Genomic DNA, 21,430 nt, shown 5'->3' with positions numbered 1-21,430 from the left:
CTTTTTCTTAAAATAAGGGCGGGCGCACCAGATTGCTTTGTTGATTTATTTTTTAAATTCAATTGATTATATCAGTTTGTCATTTCCGCCTTTAAGGGGAATGATAAGGATTTCTATTTGCCATTAGAATATTCTGATAGTCGTTGTTAATATTACAGGATTGATGTGGCTTATAGGGATGTTGACTGAATGACCATGACTCGACCGGCAGATACCGCTCTTGTTTTTATTGGCTGCGATCCGAATGATTGCGATCTGGAACAGATGATGGTTCTGGAATATAGCCTGCGTAAACATGCATCCATCCCCGTCCATATCGAATGGATGAGGCTTTCACGGGATCCAGCCAGTTTCTGGCACTCCAGCGGCGCAGGCGTTGGTTGGAATACGGAATGCTGGGCTACGCCTTTTTCGGCGTTCCGCTGGGGCATTCCTGCGTTTTGTAATTTTCAGGGGCGCGCATTTTATTCGGATGCCGATGTTTTGTATCTCAGCGACATTGCAGAAATTTGGCATCATCCCATGGAAGAGGGGAAAGCCATATTGGCATCGGGCATCGGCAAGGATTTACGGCTGGGGGAAATGCTGTGGGATTGTGAAGCCGCGGCGCATTTTCTGCCGCCGCTCGAAGAATTGCACCGTGACCGGCATGGCCATAAAAAGCTGCAGCAGTTCTTTGAACAACACCCTGAATATGTTGAATCCCTGGCGCCTGAATACAGCAATCTCGACGGCGATGATTTACCGTTGGAAGCGTTGAAGGCATTGCATTACTCAGACATGGGGAGCCAGTTCTCGCACCGCTTCTCGCTGCCGCGCCTGCAATCTGAAAATCGTAGCCATTGGTTTGACGGTAAAATTTACAGCCATTACCGTGACGATCTGCGCGAACTGTTTGAACAGTACTATCACGAAGCGCTGGCGGCGGGTTACACCCTGGAACAGTACCGCAATCCACAGCTTTTCGGCCACTTTAACAAGCAATCGCAAAAGCGGTATGACGGCAACACCATTACCCGCAAGAAGAAACCCTTCTTGCAGCGCATGTTTGGCAATATGTTCGGTTAATGCCGGTAGCGCTTTCCATCGTCATCGCTCTCATGTTGTATGCCATCCCCCCTCTGCCGGCCAATTTGTTCCGGCTTTTTAACCTCGAAAAATGTCATCTGCACTCGTTTTGGGTGTCGTTCATAATTGGCACGAAAACTGCTTTATAAATCACCGTACATGACAAAAATCACATCGATCGTGAATTTGCATGAAACATAATTTGACAAATGCGAACGCAATCGATTACCTATTCGCGAAATGCATAACTGGATCACAGATTATTACACTCGGTGATTTCTATAATGCGCGCGTCGCCCGAGAAACAGTCAGCGGGGGCAACGCCAGGTGTCGTCAGACTCATTGTCATCTTTTCTAACGGGCAGGAAATGGCCCTTTAAGCATGTGGTAATAAAAATGAAAAAAATAGCTCTAGCAGCAGGTGTATTGCTCGCAGCGTCTTACAGTGCATCATCAATGGCTGATAGCAAAGACAGCCAATTCGTCTCGGATTGGTGGCACCAGAGCGTTAACGTAGTGGGCAGTTACCACACCCGTTTCGGGCCGCAGTTGAACAACGATCTGTATCTTGAGTACGAAGCCTTCGCCAAAAAAGATTGGTTCGATTTCTATGGCTACGTTGACGTGCCTAAGTTCTTCGGTGTCGGCAACACGCCGGACCGCGGCATCTGGGACAAGGGTTCACCGCTGTTTATGGAGATCGAACCGCGCTTCTCCATCGACAAGCTGACCGGCACCGATCTGAGCTTCGGGCCGTTCAAAGAGTGGTACTTCGCCAACAACTACATTTATGATCTGGGCCACAACGCCGACGGCCGTCAGAATACCTGGTATATGGGTCTGGGCACCGACATCGATACCGGGCTGCCGATGAGCCTGTCGATGAACATCTATGCCAAATACCAGTGGGAAAACTACCAGGCTGCCAATGAGAACAGCTGGGACGGTTACCGTTTCAAGGTGAAATATTTTGTGCCGTTGACCCAAGTGTGGGGCGGAAACCTGAGCTACATCGGTTTCACCAACTTTGACTTCGGTTCCGATCTGGGCAAAGACAGCAACTGGACCGACGGTACCGGCAAACAGGTTCGCACCAGCAACTCGATCGCTTCCAGCCACATTCTGGCGCTGAACTACGATCACTGGCACTACTCGTTCGTGGCCCGTTACTTCCATAACGGCGGCCAGTGGCAAGATGGCTCGGAGATCGGTACGCCGCAGGGCCCAATTAAATCTACAGGCTGGGCCTATTACCTCGTGGCCGGTTATAACTTCTGATTTTCCGTGGTATCAGAAACAGAAAACCCCGCTTTGCGGGGTTTTTTTGTTATCACTGCGCTTGTTCACCAGGTAAATGTCTCACCGGCATAAATAATCGTCCTTTGATTACATGGCATTCATTATCGATCCAATGGATAATTTGTTCACTGCTCACGCCTTCGGATTGCGCGTAGCGGTGAAGATCGCCGTTAAAGTGCTGAGTGATATATTCCATGAGGGTCATTTGCATGTCTTTTGCTCCTGAACGCCCACCCGTTGCCAACTGGCCACCGCGGGAGGTTAAGGTTTCTCAGACGCTGAATTTAAAGTATTGGCTACCAAATCTCAACATAAAGCACCAGGACGGTGCGACAGGCGTCAAATTTAGTAAAAAAAGAATCCCGCACGGAGAGGCGGGAAGCATTCAGTTTATCATTCTGGACGATAAAATAAGATTTGAGGTGCGACGAAAAAGAGCAAACTAACTCTTTTTAGTACCTTTCCAAACTACTGCAAGGCTTATTTTGCTGCAAGAAAAATCTTGTCACGAGGCTCGGTTTTTTCGAATGGTTTTGCGTTGAAATAATCTCTCATCATTCTCCTTACCCTGACCGGCCCCACCGTTTTTTCACTGCTCACAATCTCGGATTTTTCCTTATCCTTTATGGGGGGAATTACCGCTATAGTTAATGTAATACCCCAAGCAGGAAGTCATAACATGAACAAAAGTCGTACTACTCTTACGGCTCTGGCGCTGATCGTTTCGCTGGGTCTGTCTTCTGGGCCAGTGTTCGCCGATAAGGGCGGCAATGGCAATGGCAACGGCGGCGGGCACGGTAATAGCCAAGGCAACGGCGGCGGTAATGGTCACGGCAACAGCGGCAAAGGCAATAGCGGCGATCACGACAAAGGCAATAAAGACAAGGGCCATAAAGCCAAAGGTGACGAACGCGATCTGGTGTCGGTCAATATCTCTCACGATCGGGTGCGTTCGCTGGCGCTGAATTATGGCCTGACCGGCTATCGTTCTCTGCCGCCGGGCATCGCCAAGAACCTGGCACGCGGCAAACCGCTGCCTCCAGGCATCGCCAAGAAAATGGTGCCGTCTTCAATGCTGCGCGATCTGCCGTCCTATCCGGGTTACGAATGGCGCATTGCCGGTAACGATCTGGTGTTGGTGGCGTTGAGCACCGCCCTTGTAGCCTCGGTGATTAACGGTGTGTTTGACTAACGCCCGGCGTCTTCGACTCAAAGCCTCGCTTCGGCGGGGCTTTTTTCTTTCCGATGGAGAGTTGCCTGAGCGGCGGCGATTGTGATGAACTCTGCTTTCTTTATTTGGGCAAACAAAAAGGAAAGGGTTATGTTCAGAGCGTTATTGTTCGCCTGCTGTCTGGCCAGTTTTTCAGTGCTGGCAGGCGACGGGGGGACGCTTGGCGAATTGGTCAACCAGCGTCTGGCTTATATGAAAGATGTCGCCGGTTACAAAGCTCGGCAGCACTTGCCGATCGAGGATCTTGCGCAGGAAGCCAAGGTGCTGGCCAGTACAGAAGCGGAGGCGGGCAGATTAGGGTTGGATCCGCGCTCGGTGCGGCCGTTTATCGTGGCGCAGATGGACGCCGCCAAAGCGATTCAGTACCGCTATCGCGCAGACTGGCTGGCGACGCCGGAAAGCGGTTGGCAACCGCGCCCGCTGGACAGCGTGCGACCGCAGATTGCCGAGCTGAGCAACCGCATTCTGCAACGGCTGGCGCAGCAATTAAAAGCCGGGCCGTTGACGGAACAGGCACGCGGCGCTTTTGTCGGCGCCATCCGTCAGGCTAATCTCGGCGAAGCCGACAAGCAGCGGTTGTTTACCGCCTTGCTGGCAGTCAGGGCCGGCAAGGCGGGGTGAGCTGCGTAGTTAATCGCGGCCGGCGCTGCCGCGCTGAAAAGTCAGCACCCGGCTGCGGTTGGCGATCAGATCCACGCTGTAACCGCGAAAATACAGACAAAAGCGCTTTAGCCACGGGCCGTCGCTACTTTCTACCAGCATGCGGCCATGGCCGAGCGAACTGATAGTGCCGGTCTGCGCCGCCGGACCCACGCCGATGTGCACCCGATCGCCGCAAATCTCGAAAGCGGTACGGTACTGCGGATGATACCAGAGACCCTGTACGTGCTTCAGGCAGTCGCCGTTGGGCGTTACCGGCAGGAAGCTGCGCGCCACGTGGCCCACTTCGCCTTCAACCGCTTCGCCGGTCCATTTCAGCCGCATTGGCATATGGGCTGAAAGCGACACCGCGTAGCCGTCATTGGCCCGGTAAAGCGGTTCGCCGATCCCCAAATAGCTCAGGTTACCCTCTTTCACCTCCAGCCAGTAAGGCTCGGCCACCGTGGCGTAAATGCCGTCGGGAATGGCGGTGCTGCGCTGCGGCATTGCCTCATCGAGCAGGGCGGCCATCACCTGCAGCACCATGCCAAAACTGTCGCAATCCTCGCGGTTGGCCACCAGAGCTACCCCAGCCTGCCGATCGGGCGTCAGCAGAAAATAGCTTTTGTAACCGGCATGCGAACCGCCGTGACCCAGTAAAGGATGCGCGCCGAGCGAGGTTTGCGCCAACCCCAGACCGTAAGCGCTGAGCTGGCCCTGATTGAGCCGCCGTGGGGCGCCAAGCTGCGCCAACACGCCGTGGCCCGGGCCTTCATCAGCCAACAGCCTTTGCAGCCAGCGGGTGAGGGCATTGGCGCTGCCGGCCAGGCTGCCGGAGGCGGACAGATGCAGACCTGCGCTGGCCAGTTGCCAACCCTGCGGGGAGCGCCAGTAGCCGGGCGCCAGGCCGGGCACCACGTCAAACCAGCTTTCCGGCGCTCGCAACTGAACCTGCAGCGGCTTGGCAATATGCTGTTGCACCAGTTGATCGAAGTCATAGCCTTTGGCTTTTAGCGCTGCCTCAACCAGCCGGTATCCGGTATTGGTGTAGGCCACTTCGCTGCCGGCTGGATAATTCAGCTCGCGCAACCCCTGCAGGAACTGCATCACCGGTTGCGCATCGCTGCAGGTATGTACCGAGATACCGAGCAGCCCCAGAGTTTCACGCACGTCGGGCAACCCGCTGGTCATGTCCAGCGCCTGGCCGACGGTCACGTCCGCCAGCGGGGCATGCAGCTCAGGCAGCAAATCGCCGAGGCGATCGTGCAGACTGAGGGCGTTACCGGTGGCGTTCAACGCCAGTGCGGCGAAGATGTGCTTGGTGATCGAGGCATAGCGCACCACGCTGTCGGCGGTAAAGGGGGTATTTTGCGCCAGGTCGGCCAAGCCGGCGCTGGCGGTCGCCCGTATCTGCCCGGCGTCGAACAGGGTCATTGCCCCGCCGGGTTCGCCATCGGAGCGCCAATTGGCCAACAGACGATCGGCAACGGCCTGTGCGGCACGCCAGTTTAACGGGGTTTCGGACATGGGAGCCTCCAGAGTGGATGATCAATTTTGGGCTTTGCCCCGCGCCCCCGAAATCCTGGCAGCCAAGGTCGTCGGGGAAAGGTTTACGGGATTTTTGCCCGGGCAGCGGCCGGGCTTTTCGGCAGATTGTGGCGTACCCTGCGATCCCTATGCCGCTGTTTTGTGCGCTGTTCCGACCAGATACAAGGGTTTTCACTCAAACTGCGATGCAGTACGCAAATTGAAGCGGGTGCAGGAAAGGAGGCATGCTTTATGCCACAAAATCGGGAGGCGAAGTGAAGCCTTGGTGACGCCGGGGCAAGCCCCGGCTTGGGCACAGGCACTGGGTTAACGCGGTAACTCGCAGGACAGCAGGCTATCGATCATTTGCTTCAGCAGGCGCTGCAAAGCGGCTGCCCGCTGTGGCTCAAAGGCAAAGGGGTACTGTTCGGACATGTAGTTGACCTGTGCCAGCTCCAGCTGAATCGCATGCTGCTGTTGTTGTGGCTGGCCATAAGCACGGGTGATGTACCCGCCTTTAAAACGGCCGTTAAGCACGTGCGTAAACTGCTGTTGCTGTTCGCAGCAGGCCACCAGGCGATCGCTCAGCGCCGGGGCACAGCTTTCACCGCCGTTGGTGCCCAGGTTGAGGTCCGGCAGCTTGCCGTCGAACAGCCGCGGGATCACCGAGGCGATGGAGTGCGCATCGAACAATAGCGCGTAGCCGTGTTTGGCTTTCAGTCGCGCCAGTTCGTCCTGCAGTTGCTGGTGGTAGGGCTGCCAGACTTGCTGTAAATAGCCGGCGCGCTCTTCGTCCGACGGCGCTTTGCCCGGCAAAAAACTCGGGCGGCCGTCAAACAGCACGTCAGGGTACAGGCCGGTGGTGGCCGTGGTGTACAGCGGTTTATCGTCCGCCGGGCGGTTAAGATCGATGACAAAGCGCGAGTAGTTGCCGACCAGCACGCTGGCACCCATAGCGTGGGCAAAATCATACAGCTGCGGGATGTGCCAGTCGGTATCGGGCAGCGGCCGAGCCTCTTCGGTCAAACCGGCTTCGACCGCCGGCGTCAATCGGGTGCCGGCATGGGGAATGCTGATCAGCAGCGGCAGGTTGCCGGCCTGGAAATAATAGGGATCGCGAATGGTCATTGACGTACTTCTCCTCGGAAAATCACCGTACAGGGCAGTTGTCCACCCAACCAGTAAGCCAGTTCAGCCGGCCGGGAAAGTGGCCAGTGTACAAAATCCGCCACCTTGCCGCTTTCCAGCGTGCCGTGGCTATCTTGCAGGCCCAGCGCTTTGGCCGCGTGAACCGTGACGCCTGCCAGCGCTTCTTCCGGCGTCAGACGAAACAGCGTGCAGGCCATGTTGATCATCAGGCGCAGCGACAGCGCCGGTGAGGTACCCGGGTTGGCATCGCTGGCGATCGCCATTGCCACCCGGTGCTTGCGGAACAGATCCACCGGCGGGCACTGGGTTTCGCGCAGCAGGTAATAAGCGCCGGGCAGCAGCACCGCGACGGTGCCTGCGTCGCCCATCGCACGGGCGTCTTGCTCGGTGGCATATTCCAGATGATCGGCGGAGAGCGCATGGTGATGTGCCGCCAGCTCGCTGCCGCCGAGGGCGGAAAGCTGTTCGGCGTGCAGCTTCACCGGCAGACCGGCAGCCTCGGCGGCGGCGAACACCCGCTCAACCTGCGCCGGTGAGAACGCCAGATGCTCGCAGAAGGCGTCGACCGCATCCGCCAGCCCGGCGGCGGAGGCCTGAGGAATAATGGTATTGCACACCAGATCGATGTAGTCGTCGGCGCGGTTGGCGTATTCCGGCGGCAGCGCGTGGGCCGCCAGGCAGGTGGTTTTCACCTCAACCGGCAACATGTCGCCAAGCCGGCGCGCCACGCGCAGCATTTTCAGCTCGCTTTCCGGCGTCAGCCCGTAACCGGATTTGATCTCCACACAGGTTACGCCTTCCGCCAGCAGCGGCCGCAAACGGAACAGCGCTTGTTCGAACAACGCCTCTTCGTCGGCGTCGCGCGTGGCTTTGACGGTGGAAATGATACCGCCACCCTGGGCGGCGATCTCGGCATAACTCGCGCCATTCAGGCGCTGTTCGAATTCGCCGCTGCGGTTGCCGCCGAACACCAGATGGGTATGGCAATCGACAAAGCCCGGCGTGATGATGCCGCCGTCGAATTTCACCGTCTCATCGGCCATCAGCCCCGCAGGCAGCGCGGCATATTCACCCACCCAGACGATTTTGCCTGCGCGCACGGCGATCGCGCCATCGCTGAGGGTGTGATACTTGCCGTCGCGCATGGTGACGATGTCGGCCCCGTGCCACAGGCTGTCGCAGTGAATCTCAGACGTCATTGCTTTCCTCCGCCGGAGCCTTGGCTCCCACATGGTTGTATATACAATTAAAAACAACCTAGCGCATTCACCGGTTTGTCACAAGAGGCGGGGTAAAAATTTGTTATCGGGATGTGATCGCGGAGAGAGAGCGGGCGCAAGGGCTGCACCCGCAGGGGAATTAAACGTCGCTGGTGAAACGCCCGAACAGCTGGTAGCGGCTACCGGGATACAACAGGCGCGCCGAGGTGACTACGTTTTTGCCGGACCAGGTGCGGCGGTGGATCAACAGGCCCGGTTCGTGATCTTCCAGTTGCAGCAGGTCACGTTCATGGCGGGTCGGCACTACCGCTTCCACGATGTGCTCGCCGGCGGTCAGCGGGGCGGCTTGCGTCAGGTAGATATACGGCGTAACGCGGTCGAAATCCTGTTTCATGTAATCGGGCGCCACCACCGGATTGACGCAGCGGTCTTCTACCTGCACCGGCAGGTCGTTTTCGTAATGCACGATCTGCGAATAGAACAGCTGTTGGCCGGGTTGGATACCCAGCGCCAGCGCTTCTTCTTCGCTGGCCGGGCGCGCTTTCAACTGCAGGATCTTGCTGCTGTGGCGATGGCCGCGCGCGGCGATTTCGTCGGCGATGTTATGCACTTCCAGCAGCGCGGTATGCGCTTTGGCCTCGGCGACGAAGGTGCCGACGCCCTGCATGCGGATCAGGAAACCTTCGCTGGTCAGCTCGCGCAGCGCGCGGTTGATGGTCATGCGGCTGACGCCCAGTTCCGCCACCAGTTCACTTTCAGAGGGCACGCGCTGGTGCGGCAGCCAATGGCCCGCACGGATTTGGTTTACGATCGCCTGCTTGACCCGTTGGTAGATCGGGGCGGGGGTATCGCTCATTGCAGCAGCCAGTTGTATCAGGGTCTGTTGATCAACCACGACGTTAACCTCGTCAAATAAAAAAATAATAACACCAGTTTACTGTTGATGTCGGCGTATGTATATGTATATACAACTAGGGGCCGGTTCGCCATAGCAATGCGATGGGCCTGTGCATTTTCGGATGCGTGAACTTCGCGCGTTATTAGCCGTTACATTTACAGTGGAATACTGCCATGCCTGCTTATTTTGCCTCACGCGCTCTGCTCCCTGAGGGGTGGGCGCATAACGTCCGTCTGGACGTGGATGCGCACGGTCACCTGGCCCAGGTGATTGCCGATTCAGATCCCGAAGGTTGTGTTCGCCTGCACGGCGATGTGGTGCCGGGCATGCCGAACCTGCATTCCCACGCCTTTCAGCGTGCGATGGCCGGGCTGGCAGAGGTCGCGGGCAACCCGCAGGACAGTTTCTGGACCTGGCGCGATCTGATGTATCGCCTGGTGCAGCGGCTGACACCGGAGCAGGTGGAAGTTATTGCCCGACAACTGTATATCGAAATGCTGAAGGGGGGATATACCCAGGTTGCCGAGTTCCACTATCTGCATCATGGCGCCGACGGTAACCCTTACGCCGATCGCGGCGAAATGACCGGCCGGCTCAGCCAGGCGGCGCAACAGGCCGGGATCGGCATGACCCTGCTGCCGGTGCTGTACAGCTACGCCGGTTTTGGCGCCCAGCCCGCCCAGCCGGGGCAGAAACGTTTTATTCAGGATGCGGACAGCTACCTGCAACAGCAGCAGGTGATTGCCCGCCAACTGGCGGACCAACCGCTGCAAAACCAAGGTCTGTGTTTCCACTCCTTGCGTGCGGTGGAACTGGGGCAGATGCAGCAGATCCTGGCGGCGTCGGACAACGCCTTGCCGGTGCATATCCATATCGCCGAGCAGCAAAAAGAGGTCAATGATTGCCTGGCCTGGAGCGGCCAACGCCCGGTGGCCTGGTTGTATGAGCACATGCCGGTGGACTCGCGTTGGTGCCTGGTGCATGCCACCCATCTCGATCGTGCAGAGCTGGAGCAATTGGCGCGCAGCGAGGCGGTGGCCGGCCTGTGCCTGACCACCGAGGCCAACCTGGGCGATGGCATTTTCCCCGGAGACGCCTATCTGCACCATCAGGGCCGCTGGGGCATAGGTTCCGACAGCCACGTGTCGCTCAACGTGGTGGAAGAGCTGCGCTGGTTCGAATACGGCCAGCGGCTGCGCGATCAGCGCCGTAACCGCCTGACTACGCCACAACAACCGGCGGTGGCGGACGTGCTGTACCAACAGGCATTGCAGGGCGGGGCGCAGGCCTGTGGCGCATCGATTGGCCGTTTGCAGAGCGGCTACCGCGCCGACTGGCTGGTACTGGATGGCGACGATCCTTATCTGGCCGCAGCACCCGATGCCTCGATCCTCAACCGCTGGCTGTTCGCCGGCGGCAAAGAACAAATCCGCGACGTCTTTGTCGGCGGCCGCCAGGTGATCGATCAGGGGCGTCACGCGTTGCAGCAGCAGAGCAGTGCGGAATTCCTGCAGGTGCTGAAAACTTTCCAGCAGGAGGCGTGATGAACCTGAACCGTTTTGATTTTGATTCCCTGTCGGTGACGCCCTGGCGCAACGGCGGCGGCGAAACCCGTGAGATCGCCTGCTGGCCGGCGGGCGCGCAAGACTTTGACTGGCGCGCCAGCATCGCCACCATCGCGCAGGACGGCCCGTTTTCGGCATTTGGCGGCATCGACCGCTCGATTACTCTGCTGGAGGGCGACGGCGTGCATTTGTTTAGCGCAGGGCAAATCGATCACCGGTTGTCGCAGGTCGGCGAGCCCTTTGCCTTTTCCGGCGACGTGGCGTTGGACGCCACGCTGCTGGGTGGCGCCAGCCAGGATTTCAACATCATGACCCGGCGCGGGCGCTGGGCGGCCAAGGTGCAGCGTATTACCGCCGGCGTGACCTTGCCGGCAGGCCACGCCGGCGTGCTGTATGTGTTGCAAGGAACCTGGTCATTGGCGGGCGGCGTCACGCTGGCTGCACGCCAGGGCGGCTGGTGGCCGGCCGAACTTCACGACGGGCAACTGACGCCGCTGGCGGAAGAAAGCCTGGTCCTGTGGGCCGATATTCACCCGGTTTAATCCGCTCACCCGGCAGGCGGCGCCCTTGCTCCAATTAGGTGCGCCACCTGCGCCATCATGATTCACCCGCACCCACCATTCCCCTCCTGAAATCCGTTTCTCCGCCGCCCGTGCCGCTTGCGCGTTTGGCACAGTCTTTGCTCCAGTCATTTCGCTTGTATAGACAAGACTATACAGAGCCATTCTGGCGCCCGCGGTGGGGCGTTTTATCGGCAAGACAGGAGCACAGCATGAGCAAGGGTTTTTCCGTGAAAACGGCAATGGGGACACTTTCGATCCTGGCAGCAGCGACAGGATTTTGCGGTGTGGCGGCAGCGCAGGCGGCCGATACGCCGGTGGCGATTGGCATCTCCGGCTGGACCGGCTTCGCTCCGTTAACGCTGGCGGACAAGGCCGGGATTTTCAAAAAGCATGGCCTGGATGTCGATCTGAAAATGATCCCGCAGAAAGACCGCCATCTGGCGATCGCCTCCGGTGGGGTTCAGTGCGCCGCCACCACGGTGGAAACCTACGTCGCCTGGAACGCCAACGGCGTACCAATCACTCAAATCGTGCAGTTGGACAAATCCTACGGGGCCGACGGACTGGCGGTGCGCAACGGCATCAGCAGCGTGGCGCAGTTGAAGGGCAAGACGGTGGGCGTCGATGCGCCCGGCACCTCCTCTTATTTTGCGCTGGCGTGGATCCTGGACAAAAACCACATGACGCTGAAAGACGTCAAACTGGCCACCTTGTCACCACAGGCGGCGGCGCAGGCTTTCAATGCCGGGCAGAACGACGCGGCGATGACCTACGAACCTTACCTGTCGACGGTCCGCGACAACCCCAAACAGGGCAAAATCCTGGCCACCACGCTGGATTACCCGATGGTGATGGATACGCTGGGCTGCACGCCGGACTGGTTGAAGAAAAACCCGCAGGCGGCGAAAGCGCTGGTGGAGAGCTATTTCGACGCGCTGGACATGATCAAGGCGCAGCCGGATAAATCCTACGAAATCATGGGAGCGGCGGTGAAGTCCAGCGGCAAGCAGTTTGCCGAGTCCGCCGGCTACCTGCGTTGGCAGGATCGCGAGCAGAACCGCAAATTCTTCAGCGGCGAAATCGCCGACTTCAGCAAAGAGGCCGCGGCGCTGCTGCTGGAAATGCGCGTGATCCGCAAACTGCCGGACATCGGCACGCTGTATGACGCTCGCTACGTAAACCAGCCATGAAGGAGTCCGAAATGAATTCACCCCTCAGCCCAGTGGCGGAGCTGGAACGGGAGCCTGAGGCGCTGCCGCCCGCCAGGCCGCACTGGCATAACCCGATGATGGTGCCGTTGCGGCCGGTTGCCGGGCGATTGCGCTGGTTTCTCGGCCTGGCCTTCTTCGCGCTGTTTGTGGCGCTATGGGGGCTGGCGACCTTCACCGGGCTGGTGTCGCCGACCTTTTTGGCCGATCCGCTCACCATGCTGCGCGAAGGCGTACTGTTGTTCACCGAGTATGATTTCTCGCTGGATATCGGCATGACGGTATTTCGGGTGCTGAGCGGCTTCCTGCTGGCGGCGGCCATTGCGGTGCCGCTCGGCATCATGATGGGTTCGTACAAACTGGTGGAGGCGTTTCTCGAACCCTTCGTCTCGTTTTGCCGCTATCTGCCGGCATCGGCGTTTGTGCCGCTGCTGATCCTGTGGGCCGGCATCGGTGAAATGCAGAAAATTCTGGTGATCTTTATCGGGTCGTTCTTCCAGATAGTGCTGATGGTGGCAGTGACCGTCGGCGCCGCCCGGCGCGATCTGGTGGAGGCGGCCTATACCCTGGGTGCCTCCAATCGCAGCGTGGTACTAAGGGTGCTGATCCCCGGCGCGGCACCGGAGATTGCCGAACTGCTGCGTCTGGTGCTCGGCTGGGCCTGGACCTACGTGATTGTCGCCGAGCTGATCGGTTCTTCCAGCGGTATCGGCCACATGATTGTCGACAGCCAGGCGCTGTTGAACACCGGGCAGATTATCTTCGGCATTATCGTCATCGGCTGCATCGGCCTGCTGTCCGATCTGCTGTTCAAGGCGGCTAACAAACGCCTGTTTATCTGGAGTTCTCTGCGATGAAAGCCGACAAGCTCAATGTCAGAAACGTATCGCGGATCTTTACCGGGCCGCATGGCGAGCGGACGCAGGCGCTGCTGCCGGTCGATTACCAGGTGCAGGAGAATGATTTCATCACCATTCTCGGGCCTTCCGGCTGCGGCAAGTCGACGCTGCTGCGCATCATTGCCGGGCTGGACAGCCCGACGCAGGGGGAGGTGTGGCTGGATGGTCAGCGGGTAGAGGGGCCGGGCGCCGATCGCGGCATGGTGTTCCAGAGCTATACGCTGTTCCCGTGGCTCACGGTGGAGCAAAACATCCGTTTTGGCCTGCAGGAACGCGGTGTGGGCGCGGCGCAGCAGAAAGAGCGTAGCGATTATTTCATCAACAAGGTTGGGTTGCGCGGTTTTGAACGGCATTTCCCGCGCCAGCTTTCCGGCGGCATGCAGCAGCGCACCGCCATCGCCCGCGCGCTGGCCAACGATCCGAAAATCCTGCTGATGGACGAACCTTTCGGCGCGCTGGATAACCAGACGCGGGTGATGATGCAAGAGCTGTTGCTCAACATCTGGGAGGCCTCGCGCAAGACGGTGCTGTTCGTGACGCACGACATCGATGAAGCGATTTTTATGGCCAACAAGGTGGCGATTTTCAGCGCGCGACCGGGGCGGATCAAAACCGAAGTGCCGGTCAATTTCCCGCATCCGCGGGATTACACCTTGAAAACGTCGCCGGAGTTTATGGCGATCAAGGCGCAGGTCACGGAAGAGATCCGCAGCGAAACCTTGCAAAGCCTGCACTAAACCCCGTCAGACCATGAATCCTCCCGTCGCCGGGAAGGGGTTCATGCGTTTTTTGACTTTACCGATACTCAACCCATGAGGTGAGGATGCAAGCCATTTCTTCCGCAGCACAGGCGGTGCGCCGCCTGGCGCGCCGGCAGGCAAGTTCGCTCGGCGCCTACAACGCCGGGTTGTCCAGCGAGGCGGTGCGCAATCGTTACGGTGTCACTGAAATTGCCCGTCTGGCAAGCAACGAAAACCCGCTTGGCGCCAGCCCTCTGGTGCAACAGGCGCTGAGCGATTTGGCTCGGCATAGCGGCGTTTACCCCGATCCAAACAGCCAGGCGCTACGGGCGGAAATCGCCACTCTGACCGGCATTCCACCGCAGCAGGTGGTGATCGGCAACGGATCTGAAAACATTCTGGAAATGCTGTGTCTGGCGTTTATTAATCCGGGTGACCGGGTCGTGACCCTGCTGCCGTCGTTTGGCCTGCATGAAATCTACCCGCGCATGATGGGGGCCGAGGTGACGCTGGTGGCGGTCAATCAGGCGCTGGAGTTCGATCTGGCCGCCTGGCGACTGGCATTGCAACGGCCGGCCAAGATGGTGGTGTTCAGCAACCCGTCGAACCCGGTCGGCTGCATGCTCGGACGCGATGACTTTTTGCAATTGATCGCCGCAGTGCCGCAAGACTGCCTGCTGGTGATCGACGAGGCTTATTACGAATATTGCGCCGACCAGGCGGACTACCCGGACAGCCTGGCATTGCTGCCGTTACAGGCACGCCCGTGGATAGTGCTGCGCACCTGCTCCAAAGCTTACGGTCTGGCCGGGCTGCGTGTCGGTTACGGTCTGGCTTGTGACGCCGAACTGGTGGCGCTGCTCGATCGGGTGCGCACGCCATTCAACATTAACCGGGCGGCGCAAAATGCGGCGCTGGCAGCATTGCGCGACCGGCAGCATGTGGCCGACAGCGTCGCCTGGGTCAGTGAAGCGCGTGCAGCAATGGCGGCGGCGCTGCGTACGCTGGGGTTGCAGGTGGCACCGTCCAGCGCCAATTTCCTGTTCTTTGATTGCGGTTACCCGAGCGAGCGAATAGCCGAAGCGTTGCTGGCGCACGGCATCATCGTCAAACCCTGGCGCGAAGCCGGCTATCAGCGGTTCATTCGGGTTTCAATCGGCAGCGCGGTGGATAACCGGCGTTTCCTCGTCTCCCTGCGACAGGTGCTGGCGGAGGCGGCGCCCTGATGAGCGGGGCGATACTCAACGTGGCGGATTTACAGCGTGCGGCGCGGCGCTACCTGCCGCGTTTCGCATACCGTTACCTGGCGGGCGGCGCGGAAGACGAACACACGCTGCGCGGTAACCGGTTGGCGTTCAACCAATGGCAATTTATGCCGCCGGTGCTGCGTGACGCCAGCCGCCGCACGTTAAGCATTCGGCTTTGGCAGCAGGAACTGGCGGCACCGCTGCTGATTGCGCCCACCGGTTACAACGGCATGCTGCGTTATCAGGCGGATTTGATGCTGGCGCGTAGCGCCCGGGCGTTCGGTATTCCCTATATTCAGAGCACGGTGTCGACCGCCTCGTTGGAGGAGATTGCCGCCGATGGCCAGGGGCAGCACTGGTTCCAGCTGTATGTGTTGCGCGATAGGCAAGTTACCTCCGGGCTGTTGCAACGCGCTCAGGCCGCAGGCTGCGACACTCTGGTGCTGTCGGTGGATGCGGTGCATTTCGGCAACCGCGAGCGCGATCGGCGCAGCTACCGGCGGCCAATGAAACTCTCCCTCGCCAGCCTGTGCGATGTGGCGCTGCACCCGCGCTGGTTATGGCACACCTTGCGCCCGGCGGGCATGCCCGGCTTCGGCAATCTGCAACCCTATCTGCCGGCGGAGCGGCAGCGGGGCCTGAGCGGGGCCGCTTATTTCGCCCGCGAGATGGACGCCGCGCTGAATTGGCAGACGCTGGATTGGGTACGGCAATGCTGGCCGGGCAAGCTGCTGGTGAAAGGCATTCTGCACCCGCAGGATGCCCGTCAGGCGCTCGACGCCGGGGCGGATGGCATAGTGCTGTCCAACCACGGCGGCCGCCAGCTCGACGGCAGTGTTGCCCCCATCAGCCTGTTGCCGGCGGTGCGTGCTGCCTGTGGGCCGACGGCGACGATCCTGATCGACAGCGGTTTTCGGCGCGGTACCGACGTGGTGAAAGCGCTGGCGCTGGGCGCCAATGCAGTGCTGATCGGTCGTCCGTTGTTGTACGGCGTGGCGCTGGCCGGGCAGGCAGGCGCGACTCAGGCACTGCGGATTTTCAGCGAAGAAATTGACCGCACGCTGGCGCAACTGGGCTGTAGCAGCGTGCAGGAGTTGGGGCCGCATCTGCTGCGGCCGGTGAATGAACGATGATAAGGAGCCTGAGATGTCTTTAGTGCAAATCGCTTTCCCGGCGCGCGTAATACGTGGCTCCGGGGCATTGGAGGAGATCGGTACGCTGTGCGCCGGTTACGGTTCAAGGGCGATGCTGATCGGCGGGGTGCGCGGGCTGGCCGTCACCGAGGCTCGCATAGGCAACTGCCTGCGTGCCGCGGCGGTGGAGCTGGTTGGCTGCGAGCAGTATGGCGGCGAATGCAGTGAAACGCAGATTGCGCGGCTGGCCGCAGTGGCACATTCAGCGGCGGCGCAGGTGTTGATTGTGGCGGGCGGGGGCAAGGCCATCGACACCGGCAAGGCGGTGGGAGCGGCCTGCGGATTGCCGGTCATCACCGTGCCGACCATTGCCGCCACTTGCGCTGCCGTTACGCCGTTGACCATCCGCTATCATGACGATGGCCACTTTCGCGACATGCAGCACCTGTCGCATGCACCGGCGGCGGTGATTGACAGCCAACTGTTGGCCGCGGCCCCCGCCCGCTGGTTGGCTGCCGGGTTAGGGGATACGCTGGCGAAATGGTATGAGTATCGCGCCATCGGCCACCCGCCGGCGCCGAACGGCATGGCGCTGGCGGCTCAGGCCAACAGCCGAATCTGTTACCAACTGATTGAAGAGTACGGGGCTGCGGCCTGCCAGGCGGCGGAACGATGCCAGACCGACGCCGCGCTGGAGCAGGTGCTGGATGCCATTTTCCTGTTCGCCGGGCTGACGTCGGTCATGGGCAGCGGGGCACATGCCGCAGCGGCTCATGCGCTGTTTGAAGGCTTCACCGTCTGCGACAAGACGCGCAATTTTGGTCATGGCCTGTTGGTCGGTTACGGCAACCTGTGCCTGCTGGCGCTGGAACAGCGCAGCGACGAGGAACTGCTGGCGGCGTTGCGGTTGGCGCAAGCCTGCCGGATACCGCTGCATTTGGCGGATATCGCCGACGATCTGGACAATCAAGCCATCAACGCCATTATGGCGGCGGCGGTTGAAGCGCCGGATATGGCCAACATGCCGCAGCCGGTCAGCGTCACCCAGTTGGCGCAAGCCATGCAGCGGGTGCATGAACTGGCCGACAGAGTGCGCAAGGGGTAGAGTCCGGCGTTAAGTTGTGGGATTATTTGGTTTTCCATCCTACACAGAGAAGGGCGCATGGCCTCGCTGAAAGACGTTGCAAAACTTGCCGGGGTGTCGCTGATGACGGTTTCCCGTGCCATCAACGAGCCAGGCAAACTGCGGCCAGACACCTACCAGCGCGTCAAGCTGGCGATTGACCAACTGGATTACGTGCCCGATCTCTCGGCCCGGCGCATTCGCGGCGACAGCAACCGGGTGCAGACGCTCGGCGTGCTGGCGCTGGATACCGCAACCACGCCGTTCTCGGTGGAGATGATCCTGTCGATCGAAAAGACCGCGCGCGAACACGGCTGGAACAGCTTCGTGGTCAACCTGTTCGCCGACGACAGCGCCGAGCACACCATAGATTTGCTGCTGGCGCATCGACCTGATGGAGTGATTTTCACCACCATGGGGCTGCGACAGGTCACCGTGCCGCCCAAGTTACTGGATAAAAAACTGGTGCTGGCCAACTGCGTCAGCCGGAACAACCGGGTGGCCAGCTACATTCCTGATGACGAACAGGGCCAGTACGACGCCATGCGCGCGTTGATCGCCAAAGGCTACCGGGCACCGCTGTGCATTCACCTACCGGAAAATACGCTGGCAGCCGGGCTGCGGCGTCGCGGGCTGGAGCGCGCCTGGCATGAAACGGGCGGCGACGTAGAACAACTGCAGCAATATCACCTTGATCTGACCGACGGCGACGAGCGCTACCGCGATTGCGTGGCACTGCTGGAACGGCATTTCGCACCGGGACGGCGCGATTGCGATGTAGTGGTGTGCGGCAACGATCGGGTGGCGTTTATGGTGTATCAGGTGCTGTTGGCGCAGGGCTGGCAGATCCCGCAGCAGGTGGGGGTGTTGGGCTATGACAACATGGTCGGCATCGGTCAACTGTTCCTGCCGCCGCTGACCACGGTGCAACTGCCGCATTACGAATTGGGCCGTCAGGCGGCGCTGCACCTGATTAACCAGTTGGAGCACTGCGAGACGGTGAAAGTCACCTGCCCGCTGTTGTTGCGCGAGTCGATGTGATCAAACGGGGCACGACAGGCGGGCCCCGCCAATCAGGTTCCGAGGGCCATCAGGCCCAGATGCTCTCCAGTTCCCACCCCTGTAGCGCGCCAAACTGTGCCCGGCCGCTTTCGGCAAACAGGCTCACGCCGCGCCGGCCGTCGGTCGGGTAGATGCGGCTGGTCAGACAGGCTTCGCCTTGATTGACGAACACTTCCAGCGATGAACGGTCGATAAACACTCTCAGCGATAACGTATCGCCGGCCGGCAGCGGCACGCTGCGGCAACCGCACAGGCCCGGCTCCTCACTGAAACGTTCCAACACCAGCCTGTGGGCCTGATTATCCACGTACAGCCGCGCGGCGTTGCCAATGGCGATACCGTAACGTTCGGCATCGCTGGCAGCCAGATCCAACGACAGCGTCAGCTCTTGCACGTTCTCCGCCAGCGCCTGGCGTTGGTTGTGCAGTTGCGCTGCGGCGAACGTCTGCGGTAGACCGCGCAGCGCAGCCAGCTCCCGCGCCGGGTTCATCAGTACATTGCCTTCGGCATTCAGCGTCAGTTCCCGGGGCAGGGTGAGCGCGCCGGCCCAACCGTGCGCCTTGCTCGGCATCGGCGATTCCCACATGTCCATCCAGGCGAACAGCAAGCGGCGACCGTCGGCGGCGGTGAAGGTTTGCGGCGCATAAAAATCGTGCCCGGCGTCCAGCTCGCAGAAAGGCCGAGTGACGTCGAAATCAGCCCCCGGCTGCCAGTGACCGAGCAAATAGCCGCTCTGAAAGCGGTTAGGGTGGCGGTAGCCCTGCGCCGCCAGCCCCTGCGGCGAGAACAGCAGCACCTGTTTTTCGCCGAGCGGGAAGAAATCCGGGCACTCCCACATATAGCCCTGATGCAACGTCTGCGCGCCGTCCAGCACGCGGTCAAACTGCCAGTCACGCAGATCTTTTGAACGGTAAAGCCGTGCCTGCCCGAGGCCGTTTTGTTTGGCGCCGACCACCATCCACCAGCCATCATTCTGGCTCCAGACCTTGGGATCGCGGAAATGCTGAATGCCTTCCGGCGGCGCCAGCACCGGCCCGTGTTTGACGAAATGTACGCCGTCCTCGCTGGTGGCCAGGCACTGTACTTCGCGCACCTGATCGTCATCGCCCACTTTGTCCAGCCAGACGTGGCCGGTGTAGATCAGCGTCAACACGCCGTTATCGTCCACCGCGCAGCCGGAGAAACAGCCGTCTTTGTCGTAGTCGTCGCCGGGCGCCAGGGCTATCGGCTGGTGCTGCCAGTGCGCCAGATCCCGGCTGATGGCGTGGCCCCAGTGCATCGGCCCCCAGTTCTCGTCATAGGGATGGTGCTGATAGAACGCATGATAGACGCCGTTAATGTACACCAGCCCATTGGGATCGTTGATCCAGCCGGCGGCCGGCGCCAGATGAAATTGCGGGTAGTAATCGTCCTGACGCTGGGCGCGCAGGGTTTCGACCGCATGGTCGGCTTGAGCTAAGGCATTGTTCATTGGATTGGCTCACTTGATTTTATCGTGGATTGAAATTGCGGCGCGCGGGCGGGAGTCTCGCCGCGCAGCAGGAAACAGGAGATCAGCGTGGTGCCGGCGACGGCGCAGCCCATCAGCAAATAGGTGTCGGCAAAGCCGATGCGGTCGTAGCCGAGGCCGGCCAGCGGCGCCAGAATGCCGGCGACGATCTGGCTGATAAACTGGAAGCCCACCAGATACAGGGTGGAGGACAGGCGGCTGTCAAAGCGGGTAGTAATGTATTTGAACAGCGCCACCAGCAGAATCGGCAACTCCACGGCATGCAGCAGTTTCATGGCGGAAATCATCAAGGCGCCACTGGCGAAGCCGGAGCCGAACATGCGTACCGCCATCACGCTGCTGGCCAGCAGCAGGCTTTGTTTGATACCGATGCGGTTGACCAGCAGCGGTGCCAGGAACATGCCGCCGGCTTCCAGAAACACTTGCAGCGAATTAAGGAAGCCGTACATGCGGTTGCCTTCCTCGTGGGTCGCGAACTGCGAGGCGAAGTACACCGGGAACTGCTGATCGAAGACGCCGTAGATGCTGGTGCCGAGCACGAACACCACCAGCGCCCAGAATCCCGGCAGGCGCAGCAACGCCAGGGCGTCCTGCAGCTTCAGGTTTTCCGGTTTGCCGTATTCCAGCCCGGCCATGGCGTTGGGTTTCAGCTCTCGTACCTGCCACAGCAACAGCAGGAATACCGCCGCCGAGGCCGAGGCGATCCAGAAATTGATGTTCGGGTTGATGTTATAGATAAAGCCGGCAAAGAAAGTGGCGCTGGCCCAGCCCAGCGACCCCCACATGCGCGCCCGTCCGAACTCGAAGCCGACGATGCGGCTGACGCGCTCGGTATAGGATTCCAGCGCGCCAATGCCGGCGTTAAATGCCAGGCTGACGAACAGGCCGCCGACCAGCGCGCCGGCCACCAGATTGGTTTGCAGCAGCGGGGCATAAACATAGATAAAGAACGGTCCGGTGAGCAGCAGCAGCGTGCCGACAAACAGCAGCAGATGCTTGCGCAGCCCGAGCTTGTCCTGAATAAACCCGTACAGCGGCTGCGCGCACAACGCCATAATCGACATGGCCGAGAAGATCAGGCCGGTTTCGGTGCCTTTCAGGCCGATTTTTTGGTTTAGCCAGATGGAGATCAGTGAAAAACTGGCCGACCAGGTGAAGAAGAAGAAAAACAGCAGGCCGCTTAGGAGCACATAATATTTTTTTGTTTCGCGGTTCATGTGAGATGCCCTGATGGATAATGTCAGCCTTATTGTTAACGTTAACCTTTCGCTAAATAAAGCCATCAACGCGGTGGATTGCGATGTTAATCACAAAAGTTAACGTTAACATATTTGCATTGTGATCGTCAT

Annotated in this window: 20 protein-coding genes; 13 read left to right on the top strand and 7 right to left on the bottom strand. The window is 59.8% G+C overall.

Features of this window, described 5'->3' with window-relative positions:
* Positions 1-189 precede the first annotated feature (189 nt).
* On the top strand, positions 190-1,068 hold the full coding sequence (locus D4100_RS04040) for a hypothetical protein (RefSeq protein WP_006320442.1): 879 nt from the start codon (positions 190-192) through the stop codon (positions 1,066-1,068).
* Between the two features lie 396 nt (positions 1,069-1,464).
* Positions 1,465-2,346 carry a nucleoside-specific channel-forming protein Tsx gene (locus D4100_RS04035; protein WP_043912818.1) on the top strand — a complete coding sequence of 294 codons (882 nt, stop codon included), beginning with the start codon at positions 1,465-1,467 and terminating at the stop codon, positions 2,344-2,346.
* A 52-nt stretch (positions 2,347-2,398) separates the two neighbouring features.
* On the opposite strand, the gene D4100_RS04030 is transcribed toward D4100_RS04035, so the two are convergent.
* Positions 2,399-2,578 (bottom strand): hypothetical protein, encoded by a 180-nt coding sequence (locus D4100_RS04030; protein ID WP_006320432.1) that lies wholly within the window; start codon positions 2,576-2,578, stop codon positions 2,399-2,401.
* A 468-nt stretch (positions 2,579-3,046) separates the two neighbouring features.
* On the opposite strand from D4100_RS04030, the gene D4100_RS04020 reads away from it, so the two are divergent.
* Both D4100_RS04020 and D4100_RS04015 read left to right on the top strand, forming a co-directional pair.
* Positions 3,047-3,559 carry an anti-virulence regulator CigR family protein gene (locus tag D4100_RS04020; RefSeq protein ID WP_119803187.1) on the top strand — a complete coding sequence of 171 codons (513 nt, stop codon included), beginning with the start codon at positions 3,047-3,049 and terminating at the stop codon, positions 3,557-3,559.
* Positions 3,560-3,688: 129 nt separating this feature from the next.
* A complete protein-coding gene (locus D4100_RS04015) occupies positions 3,689-4,219 on the top strand; it encodes a chorismate mutase (RefSeq protein ID WP_119803185.1) in 531 nt (176 codons plus the stop codon).
* Between the two features lie 9 nt (positions 4,220-4,228).
* Here D4100_RS04015 and D4100_RS04010 read toward each other — a convergent pair whose 3' ends face one another.
* From D4100_RS04010 to hutC, 4 genes are all read right to left on the bottom strand, one after another.
* On the bottom strand, positions 4,229-5,764 hold the full coding sequence (locus tag D4100_RS04010; protein ID WP_119803183.1) for a serine hydrolase domain-containing protein: 1,536 nt from the start codon (positions 5,762-5,764) through the stop codon (positions 4,229-4,231).
* Positions 5,765-6,091: 327 nt separating this feature from the next.
* Positions 6,092-6,892: an N-formylglutamate deformylase gene (hutG, locus tag D4100_RS04000; protein ID WP_119803179.1), complete on the bottom strand. Its 801-nt coding sequence runs from the start codon at positions 6,890-6,892 to the stop codon at positions 6,092-6,094.
* Entirely contained in the window at positions 6,889-8,112 is a 1,224-nt protein-coding gene (gene hutI / locus D4100_RS03995) for an imidazolonepropionase (RefSeq protein WP_119803177.1), read from the bottom strand. The genes hutG and hutI overlap by 4 nt, the downstream gene beginning before the upstream one ends.
* Positions 8,113-8,272: 160 nt before the next feature.
* Positions 8,273-8,989: a histidine utilization repressor gene (gene hutC, locus D4100_RS03990; RefSeq protein WP_418346466.1), complete on the bottom strand. Its 717-nt coding sequence runs from the start codon at positions 8,987-8,989 to the stop codon at positions 8,273-8,275.
* 215 nt (positions 8,990-9,204) lie between these two features.
* On the opposite strand from hutC, the gene D4100_RS03985 reads away from it, so the two are divergent.
* The 9 genes from D4100_RS03985 (at position 9,205) to D4100_RS03945 (ending at position 18,550) form a co-directional block, all read left to right on the top strand.
* Positions 9,205-10,575 carry a formimidoylglutamate deiminase gene (locus D4100_RS03985; protein WP_006320410.1) on the top strand — a complete coding sequence of 457 codons (1,371 nt, stop codon included), beginning with the start codon at positions 9,205-9,207 and terminating at the stop codon, positions 10,573-10,575.
* Entirely contained in the window at positions 10,575-11,138 is a 564-nt protein-coding gene (locus D4100_RS03980; RefSeq protein ID WP_119803173.1) for a HutD/Ves family protein, read from the top strand. The genes D4100_RS03985 and D4100_RS03980 overlap by 1 nt, the downstream gene beginning before the upstream one ends.
* Before the next feature lie 230 nt (positions 11,139-11,368).
* On the top strand, positions 11,369-12,349 hold the full coding sequence (locus tag D4100_RS03975; protein WP_119803171.1) for an ABC transporter substrate-binding protein: 981 nt from the start codon (positions 11,369-11,371) through the stop codon (positions 12,347-12,349).
* A gap of 11 nt (positions 12,350-12,360) precedes the next feature.
* Positions 12,361-13,224, top strand: coding sequence for an ABC transporter permease (locus tag D4100_RS03970; RefSeq protein WP_119803169.1), 864 nt, complete (start codon positions 12,361-12,363; stop codon positions 13,222-13,224).
* Positions 13,221-14,003, top strand: a complete 783-nt coding sequence (locus D4100_RS03965) for an ABC transporter ATP-binding protein (protein WP_119803167.1) — start codon at positions 13,221-13,223, stop codon at positions 14,001-14,003. The genes D4100_RS03970 and D4100_RS03965 overlap by 4 nt, the downstream gene beginning before the upstream one ends.
* 86 nt (positions 14,004-14,089) lie before the next feature.
* On the top strand, positions 14,090-15,232 hold the full coding sequence (gene hisC, locus D4100_RS03960) for a histidinol-phosphate transaminase (protein WP_119803165.1): 1,143 nt from the start codon (positions 14,090-14,092) through the stop codon (positions 15,230-15,232).
* Positions 15,232-16,386 (top strand): alpha-hydroxy acid oxidase, encoded by a 1,155-nt coding sequence (locus D4100_RS03955; protein WP_119803163.1) that lies wholly within the window; start codon positions 15,232-15,234, stop codon positions 16,384-16,386. The genes hisC and D4100_RS03955 overlap by 1 nt, the downstream gene beginning before the upstream one ends.
* A 13-nt stretch (positions 16,387-16,399) precedes the next feature.
* Positions 16,400-17,491 (top strand): iron-containing alcohol dehydrogenase, encoded by a 1,092-nt coding sequence (locus tag D4100_RS03950; protein ID WP_119804106.1) that lies wholly within the window; start codon positions 16,400-16,402, stop codon positions 17,489-17,491.
* A gap of 57 nt (positions 17,492-17,548) precedes the next feature.
* The gene (locus D4100_RS03945; protein ID WP_006320391.1) at positions 17,549-18,550 is read left to right on the top strand and encodes a LacI family DNA-binding transcriptional regulator; all 1,002 of its coding nucleotides are present in this window, start codon (positions 17,549-17,551) and stop codon (positions 18,548-18,550) included.
* Between the two features lie 49 nt (positions 18,551-18,599).
* Here the strand turns inward: D4100_RS03945 and D4100_RS03940 are convergent, their stop codons facing one another.
* Positions 18,600-20,042 carry a glycoside hydrolase family 32 protein gene (locus tag D4100_RS03940; protein ID WP_119803161.1) on the bottom strand — a complete coding sequence of 481 codons (1,443 nt, stop codon included), beginning with the start codon at positions 20,040-20,042 and terminating at the stop codon, positions 18,600-18,602.
* On the bottom strand, positions 20,039-21,298 hold the full coding sequence (locus D4100_RS03935) for an MFS transporter (protein WP_006320389.1): 1,260 nt from the start codon (positions 21,296-21,298) through the stop codon (positions 20,039-20,041). Before D4100_RS03935 ends, D4100_RS03940 begins: the two co-directional genes overlap by 4 nt.
* Positions 21,299-21,430 lie beyond the last annotated feature (132 nt).

This window comes from Serratia inhibens, from assembly GCF_003591175.1.
GTDB classification, from domain to species: domain Bacteria; phylum Pseudomonadota; class Gammaproteobacteria; order Enterobacterales; family Enterobacteriaceae; genus Serratia; species Serratia inhibens.
The sequence above is the reverse complement of the archived record's forward strand: the minus strand, read 5'-3'. Positions and strand labels throughout refer to the sequence as shown.

Excerpts from the sequence above, each read along its gene's own strand:
- D4100_RS04040 (WP_006320442.1), top strand. The coding sequence starts at position 190 with ATGACCATGACTCGACCGGCAGATACCGCTCTTGTTTTTATTGGCTGC.
- D4100_RS04035 (WP_043912818.1), top strand. The coding sequence starts at position 1,465 with ATGAAAAAAATAGCTCTAGCAGCAGGTGTATTGCTCGCAGCGTCTTAC.
- D4100_RS04030 (WP_006320432.1), bottom strand. The coding sequence starts at position 2,578 with ATGCAAATGACCCTCATGGAATATATCACTCAGCACTTTAACGGCGAT.
- D4100_RS04020 (WP_119803187.1), top strand. The coding sequence starts at position 3,047 with ATGAACAAAAGTCGTACTACTCTTACGGCTCTGGCGCTGATCGTTTCG.
- D4100_RS04015 (WP_119803185.1), top strand. The coding sequence starts at position 3,689 with ATGTTCAGAGCGTTATTGTTCGCCTGCTGTCTGGCCAGTTTTTCAGTG.
- D4100_RS04010 (WP_119803183.1), bottom strand. The coding sequence starts at position 5,764 with ATGTCCGAAACCCCGTTAAACTGGCGTGCCGCACAGGCCGTTGCCGAT.
- hutG (WP_119803179.1), bottom strand. The coding sequence starts at position 6,892 with ATGACCATTCGCGATCCCTATTATTTCCAGGCCGGCAACCTGCCGCTG.
- hutI (WP_119803177.1), bottom strand. The coding sequence starts at position 8,112 with ATGACGTCTGAGATTCACTGCGACAGCCTGTGGCACGGGGCCGACATC.
- hutC (WP_418346466.1), bottom strand. The coding sequence starts at position 8,989 with ATGAGCGATACCCCCGCCCCGATCTACCAACGGGTCAAGCAGGCGATC.
- D4100_RS03985 (WP_006320410.1), top strand. The coding sequence starts at position 9,205 with ATGCCTGCTTATTTTGCCTCACGCGCTCTGCTCCCTGAGGGGTGGGCG.
- D4100_RS03980 (WP_119803173.1), top strand. The coding sequence starts at position 10,575 with ATGAACCTGAACCGTTTTGATTTTGATTCCCTGTCGGTGACGCCCTGG.
- D4100_RS03975 (WP_119803171.1), top strand. The coding sequence starts at position 11,369 with ATGAGCAAGGGTTTTTCCGTGAAAACGGCAATGGGGACACTTTCGATC.
- D4100_RS03970 (WP_119803169.1), top strand. The coding sequence starts at position 12,361 with ATGAATTCACCCCTCAGCCCAGTGGCGGAGCTGGAACGGGAGCCTGAG.
- D4100_RS03965 (WP_119803167.1), top strand. The coding sequence starts at position 13,221 with ATGAAAGCCGACAAGCTCAATGTCAGAAACGTATCGCGGATCTTTACC.
- hisC (WP_119803165.1), top strand. The coding sequence starts at position 14,090 with ATGCAAGCCATTTCTTCCGCAGCACAGGCGGTGCGCCGCCTGGCGCGC.
- D4100_RS03955 (WP_119803163.1), top strand. The coding sequence starts at position 15,232 with ATGAGCGGGGCGATACTCAACGTGGCGGATTTACAGCGTGCGGCGCGG.
- D4100_RS03950 (WP_119804106.1), top strand. The coding sequence starts at position 16,400 with ATGTCTTTAGTGCAAATCGCTTTCCCGGCGCGCGTAATACGTGGCTCC.
- D4100_RS03945 (WP_006320391.1), top strand. The coding sequence starts at position 17,549 with ATGGCCTCGCTGAAAGACGTTGCAAAACTTGCCGGGGTGTCGCTGATG.
- D4100_RS03940 (WP_119803161.1), bottom strand. The coding sequence starts at position 20,042 with ATGAACAATGCCTTAGCTCAAGCCGACCATGCGGTCGAAACCCTGCGC.
- D4100_RS03935 (WP_006320389.1), bottom strand. The coding sequence starts at position 21,298 with ATGAACCGCGAAACAAAAAAATATTATGTGCTCCTAAGCGGCCTGCTG.